Raw genomic sequence first — 13,234 nt, 5'->3', positions numbered from 1 at the left:
GCATGGCGGGCACCACCTCGATCCGTCCCGGACGCCGCACACACATATGCGTCAGCGTCCAGAACGCCCACCCTCCCCCAGCCTCCGGCCGGGGGCGCCCCCAACGACCCCGTCCCCTCCGTCTTGTCGGCCTCTGACGGCCGGTGGGGGTGGTTCCAGGCACTTGCGGCAACCCCGGACGGCCTTCTCACCCACCCCCACCGGCCGTCAGTCGCCCCTGGGGGCACCTCCCAGCGGTAGCTGGGGGGGGACGGGCGGCGAACCCGGCGCCGAGCGATGTGGACGTAAACCGCGAGCGCCGTGGGGCCCCCGGCGCAGGCCGAGGGAGGACCCCGGCGCGGCACCGACCCCATACGTACCCAGCGAGGCGGCGACTGACCGCGCCGGACACCCCACCCCAACAGCAAGCACAACGCACCCCGCACACAACCACACCGGGCAGCCCGGCGCAGCCGAACGTGTGACCCCGCACACCCGCACTGTGCACATCGGTTACCCGCGAGTAGCATGGTCCGCGGAGCCGCCGTCTTCTGCCCGCGGCAAGCGAACCCGCATCTTGAGGAGAGCCAACGTGCCTCGTACCGCTAGGGACGTCGTCTTCGTCGACGGCGTCCGCACCCCGTTCGGCAAGGCGGGCCCGAAGGGCATCTACCACGAGACCCGCGCCGACGACCTGGTGATCAAGTCCATCCGGGAGCTGCTGCGGCGCAACCCCGCACTCTCCCCGGAGCGGATCGACGAGGTCGCCATCGCCGCGACCACCCAGATCGGCGACCAGGGCCTGACCCTGGGCCGTACGGCCGCGATCCTGGCGGGGCTGCCCAAGTCGGTGCCCGGCTTCTCCATCGACCGCATGTGCGCGGGCGCGATGACCGCCGTCACCAGCGTCGCCGGCGGCGTCGCCTTCGGCGCGTACGACGTGGCGCTCGCGGGCGGCGTGGAGCACATGGGCCGGCACCCGATGGGCGAGGGCGTGGACCCCAACCCGCGCTTCGTGTCGGAGAAGCTGGTCGACGAGTCCGCCCTGTTCATGGGTATGACGGCGGAGAACCTGCACGATCGCTTCCCGCACCTGACGAAGCAGCGCGCCGACGAGTACGCGGTCCGCAGCCAGGAGAAGGCGGCGAAGGCGTACGCGAACGGCAAGATCCAGCAGGACCTGGTGCCGATCTCGGTGCGGCGCACCTCCCCCGACGGCGGCGAGACGGGCTGGGGCCTGGCCACCACCGACGAGCCGATGCGCCCGGGCACCACGCTGGAGAGCCTGGCCGGCCTGAAGACCCCGTTCCGTGCCCACGGCCGGGTGACGGCGGGCAACTCGGCGGGTCTGAACGACGGTGCCACCGCCTCCCTGATCGCCGCCGAGGACGTCGCCCGGGAGCTGGAGCTCCCGGTGAAGATGCGTCTGGTCTCCTACGCCTTCGTGGGCGTCGAGCCCGAGGTGATGGGCATCGGCCCGGTCCCGGCGACGGAGAAGGCACTCGCCAAGGCGGGCCTGTCGATCTCCGACATCGGCCTGTTCGAGGTCAACGAGGCGTTCGCCGTACAGGTGCTGTCGTTCCTCGACCACTACGGCATCGCCGACGACGACGCACGCGTCAACCAGTACGGTGGCGCCATCGCGTTCGGCCACCCGCTCGCTTCCTCCGGCGTCCGTCTGATGACGCAGCTGGCCCGCCAGTTCGAGGAGCAGCCGCACGTCCGCTACGGCCTGACCACCATGTGCGTCGGCTTCGGCATGGGCGGCACCGTGATCTGGGAGAACCCGCACTTCGACGGAGGCAGCAAGTGACCACCACCGCCGAGCTCCTCAAGGGAGCGGCCGAGCTGTTCCCGGACGAGGTCGTGACGCAGGCGCACGTGCGCCACCTCGACCTTCCCCAGGGCGCCGGGCGTTTCGCGCTCATCACCCTGGACAACGGCCTGGACCACACCAAGCCGACCACCTTCGGGCCGCAGTCGCTGGCGAACCTGAGCGCCGCCCTCGACCAGGTCGAGAAGGAGGCCGCGGACGGCGGGATCGTCGGTGTGGGCATCACCGGCAAGCCGTTCATCTTCGCGGTCGGCGCCGACCTCAAGGGCGTCGAGCTGCTCAAGCGCCGTGAGGACGCGCTGGCCATCGGCAAGGGCGGCCACGACGTCTTCCGCCGTCTGCAGTCCCTCGCGGTCCCGACCTTCGCGTACTACAACGGCGCGGCCATGGGCGGCGGCGTCGAGGTGGGCCTGCACTGCAGCTACCGCACGGTCTCCTCGGCCATCCCGGCGTTCTCCCTCCCCGAGGTCTTCCTGGGCCTGGTCCCGGGCTGGGGCGGCTGCGCGCTGCTGCCGAACCTCATCGGCGCCGAGCGCGCGGTGAGCGTCATCATCGAGAACTCGCTCAACCAGAACAAGCAGCTCAAGGGCGGTCAGGTCTACGACCTGGGCATCGCCGACGCGCTGTTCGAGGGTGCGGACTTCCTGGAGCAGTCGCTCTCCTGGACCGCCGCCGTCCTCAAGGGCGAGATCGAGATCATCCGCCCCGAGGTGGACCGCGGCGAGGCGTGGGACGAGGCCGTCGCCAAGGGCCGTGCCTTCGCCGACGCCAAGGTGCACGGCGCCGCCCCGGCCGCGTACCGGGCGCTGGACATCATCGCCGCCGCCAAGAGCGGTGACCTGTCCGCCGGTTTCGACGCCGAGGACGTGGCCCTCGCGGACCTCATCATGGGCGGCGAGCTGCGCTCCGGCATCTACGCCTTCAACCTGGTGCAGAAGCGCGGCAAGCGCCCGGCCGGCGCCCCGGACAAGAACCTGGCCCGCCCGGTCACCAAGGTCGGCGTCGTCGGTGCCGGTCTGATGGCCTCCCAGCTGGCTCTGCTCTTCGCGCGCCGCCTGGAGGTGCCGGTGGTCCTCACCGACATCGACCAGGAGCGCGTGGACAAGGGCGTCGGCTACGTCCACGGCGAGATCGACAAGCTGCTGCTCAAGGGCCGCGTCAGCGGCGACAAGGCGAACCGCCTCAAGGCCCTGGTCTCCGGCTCCCTCGACAAGGCCGCCGCCTTCGGCGACGCGGACTTCGTCATCGAGGCGGTCTTCGAGGAGATCGGCGTCAAGCAGCAGGTCTTCGCCGAGGTCGAGGCGGTGGTGAGGCCGGAGACGATCCTGGCCACCAACACCTCCTCCCTCTCGGTCTCCGAGATGGCCTCGAAGCTGGAGCACCCGGAGCGGGTCGTCGGCTTCCACTTCTTCAACCCGGTCGCGGTGCTGCCGCTGCTGGAGATCGTGCGCGGCGAGAAGACCGACGACGCGTCGCTGGCCACCGCCTTCGCCGTGGCGAAGAAGCTGAAGAAGACCGCGGTCCTGACCAAGGACGCCCCGGCGTTCGTCGTCAACCGCATCCTCACCCGCTTCATGGGCGAGATCCAGAACGTCATCGACGAGGGCACCCCGGTCGAGACCGCGGAGAAGGCCATCGAGCCGCTCGGTCTGCCGATGTCCCCGCTGGTGCTGCTGGAGCTGGTAGGCCCGGCGATCGGTCTGCACGTCTCCGAGACGCTCAACCGCGCCTTCCCGGTCCGCTTCAAGGTCTCCCCGAACCTCGCGGCCGTCGTCAAGGCGGGCAAGCGCGGCTTCTACGTCTACTCCGCCGAGAACGGCTACAAGCCGGAGCTGGACCCCGAGGTCGCCGCGCTCCTGGTGCAGGGCGACAGCGTCCTGACGGAGGAGCAGGTGCGCGACCGCGTCCTGGACGCCGTGGCGCAGGAGATCGGTCTCATGCTGGAGGAAGGTGTCGTCGCCGAGGCGCAGGACGTCGACCTGTGCCTGATCACCGGCGCCGGCTGGCCGTTCCACCTGGGCGGCATCACGCCGTACCTGGACCGTGAGGGCGTCTCGGAGCGGGTGAACGGCAAGCCGTTCCTGGCCCCGGGCGTGGCCTCCGTCCCGGCGTAACGCCGGCTTCGCATGCTGAAGGGGCCCCCGCCGGACGGCGGGGGCCCCTTCAGCATGTGCGTCTCAGGAGGCCTGCGCGCCGCCGTCGGGGACGTGGGCGGTGCAGTAGGCGACCGTCAGATCCCGTACGAGGGCCTTGCGTTCGTAGTCGTCGAGGTCGACGAGCCCGCGGTCGGTGAGGCCGCGCACCGTCTCGCCGACGGCGGTCAGGGCGTCGTCGAGGGCGGCGCGGCGGTGCCGCGCGTCGAGGGCGGCCAGTTGGGCCCGGCGCATGGCGGGGGCGACCGCAGGGGCGTAGTCGATGCGGACGGGCTGGGCGGAGAAGACCTCGACCCCCACGGGCCGCAGGTCGCGGGTGAGGATCCGGGTGAGGTCGTCCGCGAGGCGGTCGGTGTCGCGCAGGGTGGGGCCGGGGCCGCGGAAGTCGTCGGCGGGCAGCCGGGACAGGCAACGGGCGACCGCGGCCTCGACCTGCTCCCGCAGGTAGCGGACGTGGTCGTCGACCGCGAAGCGGGCCCGGGCGGTGTCGCGGACCCGCCACACCACCAGGACCGTGGTCTGCAGCGGGGTGCCGTTGGCGTCGGTGGCCTCGATGGGGCTGCTGCGCCAGTGCCGCAGGCTGGTGTCGACGCGGCGGCGGACGAGCAGCGGGCTGATCCACAGCAGCCCGGTACGCCGTACGGTGCCGCAGTAGGCGCCGTGCCGGGTGAGCATCCAGACGGAGCCGGGGCGGCCCCGGACCAGGCCGAGCGCGGTGAAGACGGTCAGTGCCGCGAGGAGGGCCGCGGCGGCCCCGCGGACCAGGGCGGAAGGCCCGGCGAGGCACAGCGGGAGCACGGCCGTGCAGACGGCGGCCGCGAGGGCCGCCGACACGGCGAGGCCGCCGGGCAGGCAGCGTCCCGGACGCTCGGCGATGTCCGGCAGGTGCGCGGCGACGCCGCCGGGGGCCGCGCCGGGGGCGCCGTGGGGTGCCTGGGCGGGTGCGGGGATGGGGAGTTCGGCCGGACTCCCCTGCGCGGTTGTCGTCATGAGAACAGCCGCCTCCACGTCTCGGGACCCGGGTATCCGTCCGCCTCGCTTCCCGACCAGCCCTGGGCGCGCTGGAATGCCTCCACGGCACGCCGGTCGGCCTCGCCCCAGCGGGGGCCCGGCCCCTTCGCGTAGAACCGGCCGAAGCCCTTCGCCGCCAACCGCCGCCCGAGCGCGAGCACGTGCGGCCCCGACTGCCCGGGCCTGAAGCGCCCGATGCCGGGGTAGGCCGGCGGTGCCGAGGGGCGTCCGCCCCCGATGTTGGTCCCCGCGCCCTGGGTCAGGTAACGCCATGTCAGGGGACCCGGGAAACCGTCGGCCTGATCACCCCTCCAGCCCTGGGCGCGCTGGAAGGCGCGGGTGGCACGGCGGTCCGCCTCGCTCCAGCGGGGGCCGGGTCCGACGTGGTAGTACGTGCTCGCGCCGCGCTGCCGCAGCATCCGGCCGAGGCGGGTGATGTAGCCGTTGGAGACGCCGGGGCCGAAGGACCAGCTGCCCGGGTAGCCTGCGGACGGCAGGTCGCCGATGCCGATGTCCCCGTAGAGGTCGTCGTAGAAGTCGTCGTAGCCCTCGCCGCTGAGATATTTGTAGCGGTAGGGCACGTAGCGCTTGGAGTGGTCCCAGTAGGCGTACGGCGTCGTACGCACCCGGGGGCGCGGCCGGGTCTGCTCGTAGGCCACGTAGCGGCTGTGCGCGGCGTTCGCCCAGCCCCCGAAGATCGTGACGTGGGAGCCGTCGACGGGGTCGCGGGGGTTGTGGAAGAGCAGGATGTCGCCGGGTTCGAGCTCGTCGCGGCCGATCCGCTCCGCGAAGCGGGGCAGCGTCCCGGTCCATTGACTGCTGCCCAGGCCCCAGGCCATGGAGACGAATCCGGAGCAGTCCTGTCGGTAGCCGTCCCGCCAGCGGCGGCGCATGTCGTAAGGGACGCCGGCGTCGATCCAGTTCTGGGCCCGCTCCAGGATCTGATCGCGGGTCAGGCGGAGCGGCACGGCCGCGCCGATCCGGTCCGGCTGCGCCGCCTGCTCGGTCCGGCCGGCGGACGCGGCCTGGCCGGCGTCCTCCGCGGGGGCTGCCACGGCGGCGGGCGCCATGACGGCCGCGCCGGCCGTGGCCAGGACGACCAGCGCGGCGGGAGGGGCGGCCGGTGGCGCGCACGGCGGCGTGGCGCGGGACGCCGCCCGGATCAGCCGCCGCCGTGCACAGTCCTCGCAGACGCAGCCCGGCTGCGGCCCGACCTCGTCGAACACCGGTGTGGACATGCGCACCACCACTCCTCGCGATCGGATGCCACATGCCCTTATTACCCGATTTCCATCCAAATCTGATGGAATGAGCGCGGGCGGTGTGGTCAGCCGGTCGCGGTGGTGCCGTTCACGACCTCGGCAACGGCCTTGTCGACCAGTTTGGTCAGCTTGGCGGGAGTGAGCTCGGACGCGCCGCCCGAGGGGTCGGTCGCGGTCTCGCCGTTGACCTGCACGACCGGTGCGGTGGTGAACCCGGCCGCGGCGAACTCCTCCTGGGAGCGCCGCACCCAGCCGTCGTGGTCACCGCCCTGGACGCACGGGACGAAGTGCGTCTCGTCCACGTCGCCGACCTTCTTCGCCAGGTTCTTCAGGACCGCGTCGCTGTCGAGGTGGTCGTCCTGGACGTCGGCCGGCTGCGCGTCCCACACCTGCGCGACGTACGCCTGGAAACGGCCCACGTCCTGTGCGCACGCGGCCGCGTTGGCCGCGGCCAGGGAGCCCGCGCCGCCGTTCTCGGTGTCGGAGGGCGTCACCAGGCGGTAGTCGATCTGCACCTGGCCGGTGGCGACCAGCTTCGCGAAGGTGTCGGCGTACTCGGCCGCGAAGGCCTTCGACTCCGGGCTGCGCAGGTCCTCGTACACGGTCAGGGTCACCGGCAGCTTCGTCGGCTTGACCGGCACGGCGAGCTGCTCCTCACCGGAGGCGCCGACCGGCACCTTGACCTCGTGCTGCTTCTCACTGCGCACATGCGCCCCGAGGACGGCAGAGCCCCCGAACACCACACCCAGGACGATCACCGTCCCGGCGTAGGACCGCCAGCGCTTGGACTTCGTCTGCTTCACCGGGACTTTCTACCACCGCCCAACTGGCCGGTCCGTGGGAGGGTACGGCCTCGCGCGACGGGGAGCGAGGCCGGAGGACTGCCGGTGTCAGGACTTCTGGGCATACGCGTGGACGGTGATCTCCTGGTCTCCGTCCACGGCCGCGATGTCGAACCCGGCTCCGTCCACCCTTCCGTGGAGCGCACCTCCCGACAAGGGAGACGACTCGTCGATGTCCCACCCCGCCCTGTCCTCGAAGTACGAACCGAGGAGACGTCGGCGGCGTCCTCCGGAATGGCGATGCGGAAGTCGTGGAGCACCTCGTCCGGTGACCTGGACGTGCCGCTGACCGAGTCGGAGACCAAGAAGCAGCCGACCCACGCAACCGGCCCCCCGCAGAGAACAAGGAGCAGAGTGGAGACAACCGGCGCGACCGGACTCGGCCCACGCCGGCCTGCCCCCCGGCGCAGACGGCCTCCGCACCGATTCGCCTGCCAAGGCCCCTGCCTCCGGGGGTTTTCCGCAGCATCCGGCGATCGCCCTCCTGGGCACAGTGGGCCGGGACGGGGCTCCGCAAGGGCGTCCGGCACCGGGCCGCTTGTGGCAGGGTGGTCCGGTGAACGCCGAGACAGCGCCCCTGATCGTCGTCGACGCCGCCAACACCGTGGGATCCGTCCCGGACGGCTGGTGGCGTGACCGGCACGGAGCGACGGAACGCCTGCGGGACGCCCTCGCCGAGCCGGCGCGCACCGGGCTCCCGGAGCGGGCGGACGTGCCGGAGTGGGCACGGCGGCCGCCGCTCGACATCGTGCTCGTCGTCGAGGGCGCGGCCCGGGACGTGGCTCCCGCGCCGGGCGTACGGGTCGAGGCGGCCCCCGGCAGCGGCGACGACCTCATCGCGGAGCTCGCCGCATCCCGCCCTCCGGAACGGCACTGCCTCGTCGTCACGGCCGACCGCGAGCTGCGCCGCCGGGTGACCGCCCACGGCGCGGCCGTCGCGGGGCCGCGCGCGGTGCGCCCTCAGGGCCGGTGAGCGGAACGGGCGTACAGCACCGCTCCGTCGACAGTCGCGACGGGCTCGTATCCGCCCCCGTCGAGCAGGCGCCGCAGTGCCGGGATGCGGTCGGGTCCGTAGGGCGCGCCCCGTGAGTCGTCGACCACGGCGGCCGGGGGCGCGGCGGCGAACTCCCGGCGGAAGGTGTCCCAGGCGCCCGGTACGGCGTACTGCTCGCCGACCCGGGCGCCGCCCCGGCCACCGCTGAAGTTGGTGAGGAAGCCCGCGGTGAGGAAGCGGCCGGCCGGAGCGCGCCGGGCGAGCCAGTACTGTTCGGGGTGCATGCCCCACACCAGGACGGTCCCGTTCTCCGCGGTGTGCGCGCGGATCGCCGCGGCGACGGCGTGCGCGTGGTCGAGTTCCATACGCGAGGCCCCGAAGCCCCAGCAGGTGAAGGCGGCCGCCGCCAGCACCGTCCAGACGGCGGCGGCTTTCCGGACCGCCCCGCGCGCGGGCAGCCGGCGCAGCGCGGCCACACCGAGCAGCGTGAGCGGGGGCAGCAGTTGCAGGTAGTAGTGGCCGTAGAACTGGAAGCCCGCCACCACGGCGACGACGGCCGCCGCGAGCCAGATCCACAGGCCCGTCTCGGCGAAGGCCCTCCGGCGCGCCGCGAGCCAGGCGGCCGGCAGCACCAGGCCCGCCCCCGCCGCCAGGAGGATCGCGGCGTTGCCGAGCCCCCGCCCGGCGCCGAGCAGCCAGGCGCCCTCCGGGGACATGTACGCGCCGGACCCGGTGACCGTCCAGAAGGCGAAGTTCCGCGCGCCGGTCGCCAGGGCGACGGCTGCGACGGGCAGCGCGCACCCCGTGAGCAGCCAGCCCCACGCGCCGGCCGGCACCGCCGCGCTCGCCGGGGCTCCGCGCCGGGCCCGCCACAGCATCCAGACCACGGGGAGCAGCACCACCGCGCCGGTCTGCTTGGTCAGCGCCGCCCCGGCCACGGCCAGCCCGGCCGGGGCCCAGCGTCCGCGGTCGGCGCAGAGCACGGCGGCGACCGTCCACGGCAGGGTGAAGACCTCGAAACTGGCCGCCTGTGTGTCCTCGGGGGCCAGCCCCACGGACAGCAGCAGATAGCCGAACCCGGCGGCCGCGCCCCACCGGTCGCCCCAGCGCCGCCGGGCGAGGGCGACGAGCAGCGCCGCGGTGACCAGGTGCGCGGCGACCGCCGCGGCCCGCAGCGGCCACAGGGAGTCGTCCCCGAAGAGCGCGAACGCCCCCTCGTACAGCCAGGGCAGCAGCGGCGGCTTACGGTCCACGACGGTGTCGTAGAGAGCGCCGCCGCCGGCGAGCATGCGCGCCTGGGTGGCGAGGTAGCCCTCGTCGGGGTTCCACACCGGGCGTACGAAGGAGGGCAGGTGGGCCAGGGCCGCCACGAGCGTCAGCAGCGGCAGGAGCACCGGCCAGGAGACCAGGGAGAGCCGGGAGAGCGCCCCGGGCCGGACGGTACCCGCCCGCTGCTCCGGGAGCGCGGGCGCGGCGACGCGGGCGCTCTCGGGGCGGGTCGGCACGCGCCCAACGTACCGGGCGCCCCCCTGCCGCGTCAGGTCATCCCTGACGCGCCGGCCGGCGCATCCGGCTGTTCCAGTAGCCGTAGCCGAAGTAGACGACGAAGCCGAGGGCCATCCAGATGGCGAACCGCAGCCAGGTCTCGGCCGGCAGATTGAGCATCAGCCACAGCGTGGCGAGCACGGACGCGGCGGGCACCCACGGCACCAGCGGGGTGCGGAAGGCACGCGGCAGATCGGGCCGGGTGTGACGCAGCACCACCACGCCGACGGCGACGACGATGAACGCGAAGAGCGTTCCGATGTTCACCAGCGCCGCCAGCTCCTCGATGGTCGTGAAGCCCGCGACGATCGCCACGATGCCGCCGAGCAGGATCGTGGAACGGTAGGGGGTGCCCCGCGTGGGGTGCACCCGTGAGAAGAAGCGCGGCAGCAGCCCGTCGCGGCTCATGGCGAAGAAGACCCGGCTCTGCCCGAGCAGCAGGATCATGCACACCGTCGTCAGGCCCACCACGGCGCCGAAGGCGATCAGCCCGGCCCAGAAGGGGTGCCCGACCGCCTTGAAGGCGTCGGCCAGCGGCGCGTCGACCGACAGTTCGGTGTACTTCTGCATGCCGGTCACGACGATGGAGACGGCGACGTACAGCACCGTGCAGATCAGGAGCGAGCCGAGGATGCCCCGCGGCACGTCCCGTTGCGGGTTCTTGGTCTCCTCGGCGGCGGTGGCGACGATGTCGAAGCCGATGTAGGCGAAGAAGACCACGGCCGCCGCGGTGAAGATACCCATGACGCCGAACTGGGACGGCGTGAAGCCCGAGACCAGCTGGATGAGCGGTGCCTTGAGTCCCGCCTCCTCCCCCGTGGACTCCACGGCGGACGGGAGGAACGGGCTGTAGTTGTGTCCGTTGATGAAGAACGCGCCCACGATGATCACGATCAGCACCACGGCCACCTTGATGGCGACCACCACGGAGGTGACCCGGGCCGACAGCTTCATCCCGGCCACCAGGATGCCGGTGAGCACGACGACCAGCAGGAAGGCCAGCAGGTCGAAGTGGAAACCGCTCTGCTCGCCGCCGGAGAGCACGCCCGGCAGGTGCCAGCCCCAGTTGTCCATGATCGAGCGGACGTAGCCGGACCATCCGACCGCGACCACCGCGCAGCCCAGCGCCAGTTCCAGCACGAGGTCCCAGCCGATGATCCAGGCGGGCAGCTCACCGAGGGTGGCGAAGGAGAAGGTGTACGCGGACCCGGCGACCGGCACGGTGGAGGCGAACTCCGCGTAGCACAGGGCGGCGAGCGCGCACACGATGCCCGAGACGACGAACGACAGCGCGACCGCCGGGCCGGCGTTCTCCTTCGCGACCTTGCCCGTGAGGACGAAGATGCCGGTGCCGATGATGACACCGACGCCGAAGACCGTGAGGTCGAGGGCGGACAGGGACTTCTTGAGCGCGTGCTCGGGCTCCTGGGTGTCCCTCAGGGACTCCTCGACCGATTTGGTCCGGAAGAAACCGCTGCGACCCTTCGTAGTGTTACCGCCCACGTCCACCGGCGCACCTCCACAGTTGTTCCTGCATCACAGCACCCGCAGATGCGTGTGACCGGATCAGGCGCGCCTACACCTCGGCAGATGGGCCGGGCGATCACCCATAGGGGTGTCGCCCGGCCCGGTGGTGCCGCGGTGGGGAGGAAAGGGCGTCAGTCGCCCGCGACCTGGGGTGCCGGCTCGTCCGCGTAACGGCCCCCGAGCCGGGACACGAGGCCGGTGACCTGGCGCGCGATGTCCGGGGCGGTCAGGCCGATCTCGGCCATGACCTCCTTGCGGCTCGCGTGGTCCAGGAACTCCTGCGGGATGCCGAAGTCGCGCAGGGGCACGTCCACGTTCGCGTCGCGCAGCGCCTGGGCGACGGCGGAGCCGACACCGCCGACGCGGCCGTTGTCCTCGACCGTGACGACGACCCGGTGACCGGCCGCGAGGCCCGGCAGGGCCGCGTCGACGGGCTTGACCCAGCGGGGGTCGACGACGGTCGTGGTGATGCCCTGCGCGTCGAGCAGGTCGGCGATCTCCAGGCACATCGGGGCGAGCGCGCCCACGGAGACCAGCAGGACGTCCGGGTCGGCGCCGTCGGACTGGGACCCCGCCGCGCGGAGCACGTCCATGCCGCCGACCTTGCCCACGGCCTTGACCGCCGGGCCGACCGCGCCCTTGGAGTAGCGGACGACGGTCGGGGCGTCCTCGACCGCGACGGCCTCGCGCAGCTGGGCGCGGACCTGGTCGGCGTCGCGCGGGGCGGCGATCCGCAGGCCCGGGACGACCTGGAGGATGGACATGTCCCACATGCCGTTGTGGGAGGCGCCGTCGGTGCCGGTGACGCCCGCCCGGTCCAGGACGAAGGTCACGCCGCACTTGTGGAGCGCGACGTCCATCAGGACCTGGTCGAAGGCGCGGTTGAGGAAGGTCGCGTACACGGCGACGACCGGGTGCAGGCCGCCGGTGGCCAGGCCCGCCGCCGACACCGCCGCGTGCTGCTCGGCGATCCCGACGTCGTAGACGCGGTCGGGGAAGGCCTTGGCGAACTTGTCCAGGCCCACCGGCTGGAGCATCGCGGCGGTGATCGCCACGATGTCCTTGCGCTCCCTGCCGAGCTTGACCATCTCCTCGGCGAAGACCGAGGTCCAGTCGGCGCCGGAGGCGGCGATGGGCAGCCCGGTGTCGGGGTGGATCTTGCCGACCGCGTGGAAGCGGTCGGCCTCGTCCTCCAGGGCCGGGGTGTAGCCGCGGCCCTTCTCGGTGAGGCAGTGGACGATGACCGGGCCGCCGAAGCGCTTGGCGCGCTGCAGTGCGGACTCCAGGGCCTCGATGTCGTGGCCGTCGATCGGTCCGACGTACTTCAGGCCGAGGTCCTCGAACATGCCCTGCGGGGCGATGAAGTCCTTGAAGCCCTTCTTCGCGCCGTGCAGGGTCTCGTAGAGGGGCTGGCCGATGAGCGGGGTGCGCTCCAGCAGCTCCTTGGTGCGGGTGAGGAAGCGCTCGTAGCCGTCCGTGGTGCGGAGCGTGGCGAGGTGGTTGGCGAGGCCGCCGATGGTCGGCGCGTAGGAGCGCTCGTTGTCGTTGACGACGATGACGAGCGGGCGGTCCTTGGCCGCGGCGATGTTGTTGAGCGCCTCCCAGGCCATGCCGCCGGTGAGTGCGCCGTCACCGATGACGGCGACGGTGTGGTCGCGCTTGCCGAGGAGCTCGTTGGCCTTGGCCATGCCGTCGGCCCAGCCGAGCACCGTGGAGGCGTGGCTGTTCTCGATGACGTCGTGCTCGGACTCGGCGCGCGAGGGATAGCCGGACAGGCCGCCCTTGCTCTTGAGCTTGGAGAAGTCCTGACGGCCGGTGAGCAGCTTGTGGACGTAGCTCTGGTGGCCGGTGTCCCACAGCACCTTGTCCTTCGGCGAGTCGAAGACGCGGTGCAGGGCGAGGGTCAGTTCGACGACACCCAGGTTCGGCCCCAGGTGGCCGCCCGTCTTGGAGACCTCGTCGACCAGGAAGGTACGGATCTCGCCTGCCAGCTCGACCAGCTGCTCCGGGCTGAGCCGGTCGAGGTCGCGCGGTCCCTTGATACGGGTCAGCAGAGCCACCCGTGCCTCCTTGTTGTCGCTTTCCGG

Annotated in this window: 9 protein-coding genes; 3 read left to right on the top strand and 6 right to left on the bottom strand. The window is 72.4% G+C overall.

The window, feature by feature from the left end:
- Nucleotides 1-571 precede the first annotated feature (571 nt).
- Both ACWDAS_RS13535 and ACWDAS_RS13530 read left to right on the top strand, forming a co-directional pair.
- Nucleotides 572-1,792: a thiolase family protein gene (locus tag ACWDAS_RS13535; RefSeq protein WP_450389402.1), complete on the top strand. Its 1,221-nt coding sequence runs from the start codon at nucleotides 572-574 to the stop codon at nucleotides 1,790-1,792.
- The gene (locus ACWDAS_RS13530) at nucleotides 1,789-3,927 is read left to right on the top strand and encodes a 3-hydroxyacyl-CoA dehydrogenase NAD-binding domain-containing protein (RefSeq protein WP_450389400.1); all 2,139 of its coding nucleotides are present in this window, start codon (nucleotides 1,789-1,791) and stop codon (nucleotides 3,925-3,927) included. Before ACWDAS_RS13535 ends, ACWDAS_RS13530 begins: the two co-directional genes overlap by 4 nt.
- Before the next feature lie 63 nt (nucleotides 3,928-3,990).
- Here ACWDAS_RS13530 and ACWDAS_RS13525 read toward each other — a convergent pair whose 3' ends face one another.
- The 3 genes from ACWDAS_RS13525 to ACWDAS_RS13515 form a co-directional block, all read right to left on the bottom strand.
- Complete coding sequence (locus tag ACWDAS_RS13525) at nucleotides 3,991-4,956, bottom strand: SPFH domain-containing protein (protein WP_450389398.1); 966 nt, start codon at nucleotides 4,954-4,956, stop codon at nucleotides 3,991-3,993.
- On the bottom strand, nucleotides 4,953-6,215 hold the full coding sequence (locus tag ACWDAS_RS13520) for a peptidoglycan-binding protein (RefSeq protein WP_450389397.1): 1,263 nt from the start codon (nucleotides 6,213-6,215) through the stop codon (nucleotides 4,953-4,955). Before ACWDAS_RS13520 ends, ACWDAS_RS13525 begins: the two co-directional genes overlap by 4 nt.
- 89 nt (nucleotides 6,216-6,304) lie before the next feature.
- Nucleotides 6,305-7,042 (bottom strand): thioredoxin domain-containing protein, encoded by a 738-nt coding sequence (locus tag ACWDAS_RS13515; RefSeq protein WP_450389396.1) that lies wholly within the window; start codon nucleotides 7,040-7,042, stop codon nucleotides 6,305-6,307.
- Between the two features lie 595 nt (nucleotides 7,043-7,637).
- Between ACWDAS_RS13515 and ACWDAS_RS13510 the strand changes: the two genes are divergently transcribed.
- Nucleotides 7,638-8,054, top strand: coding sequence for an NTP pyrophosphohydrolase (locus ACWDAS_RS13510; RefSeq protein WP_450389394.1), 417 nt, complete (start codon nucleotides 7,638-7,640; stop codon nucleotides 8,052-8,054).
- On the opposite strand, the gene ACWDAS_RS13505 is transcribed toward ACWDAS_RS13510, so the two are convergent.
- The 3 genes from ACWDAS_RS13505 to dxs all read right to left on the bottom strand — a co-directional run bounded on the left by ACWDAS_RS13505 (nucleotide 8,042) and on the right by dxs (nucleotide 13,207).
- Nucleotides 8,042-9,580, bottom strand: coding sequence for an ArnT family glycosyltransferase (locus ACWDAS_RS13505; protein WP_450389392.1), 1,539 nt, complete (start codon nucleotides 9,578-9,580; stop codon nucleotides 8,042-8,044). The two genes, ACWDAS_RS13510 and ACWDAS_RS13505, sit on opposite strands and share 13 nt — an antisense overlap.
- 37 nt (nucleotides 9,581-9,617) lie before the next feature.
- Nucleotides 9,618-11,129 (bottom strand): amino acid permease, encoded by a 1,512-nt coding sequence (locus tag ACWDAS_RS13500; RefSeq protein ID WP_450389390.1) that lies wholly within the window; start codon nucleotides 11,127-11,129, stop codon nucleotides 9,618-9,620.
- A gap of 149 nt (nucleotides 11,130-11,278) precedes the next feature.
- Nucleotides 11,279-13,207, bottom strand: a complete 1,929-nt coding sequence (gene dxs / locus ACWDAS_RS13495; RefSeq protein ID WP_450389388.1) for a 1-deoxy-D-xylulose-5-phosphate synthase — start codon at nucleotides 13,205-13,207, stop codon at nucleotides 11,279-11,281.
- Nucleotides 13,208-13,234 lie beyond the last annotated feature (27 nt).

The sequence above is a fragment of the Streptomyces sp. NPDC001070 genome (genome assembly GCF_053598835.1).
This window is presented reverse-complemented; position numbering and strand designations above follow the sequence as displayed.